This window comes from Mycobacterium sp. 1465703.0 (assembly GCF_001672975.1).
GTDB lineage: Bacteria > Actinomycetota > Actinomycetes > Mycobacteriales > Mycobacteriaceae > Mycobacterium.
This window is the reverse complement of the sequence record NZ_LZKU01000119.1, coordinates 1-634: the sequence shown is the minus strand read 5'-3', so window position 1 is coordinate 634 and position 634 is coordinate 1. Positions and strand designations below refer to the sequence as shown.

At 64.0% G+C, this 634-nt stretch carries 1 protein-coding gene; it reads right to left on the bottom strand.

What is annotated here, in order from left to right:
• A partial coding sequence (locus A5625_RS10495; RefSeq protein WP_156748109.1) for an AMP-binding protein occupies positions 1 to 634 on the bottom strand: 634 nt, incomplete at both ends.

Genomic DNA, 634 nt, shown 5'->3' with positions numbered 1-634 from the left:
CCCACGCCTCGACCGGCCACATACAACTCCCCCACCACACCCACCGGCACCGGACGCAACCACCCATCCAGCACAAAAAAAGCTGCCCCCGATACCGGCGAGCCGATCGGTGGCGCACCCGACCCCGCGGCCAATGGCGCGCTCTTGGACGCCCACATCGTCGTCTCCGTGGGACCGTAGACGTTGATCATCACCCGCCCCGGCGCCCACCGGTCCACCACTTCAACCGGACACGCCTCGGCGCCGATCACCAACGCAGTCGACAGGCCCTCAGGCGGTAGACCCCTTACCGCAGAAGGGGTTTGGGTCAGCACACTGACCCGTTCATTGATCAACAAGTCATGGAAATCCTGGGGTGAGCCGGCCACCTCCTCGGGCACCACCACCAGCCGCCCACCATGCAGCAGCGCGCCCCAGATCTCCCACACCGAAAAGTCGAACGCATACGAATGACACTGCGTCCACACCTGCCCCGGACCCAGGTCCAGCCCGGCATCGAGTGACTCGAACAGCTGAACCACGTTGTACTGCGTTACCGCAACGCCTTTGGGGACACCGGTGGTGCCCGAGGAGGTGGCCGGCTCACCCCAGGATTTCCATGACTTGTTGATCAATGAACGGGTCAGTGTGCTGA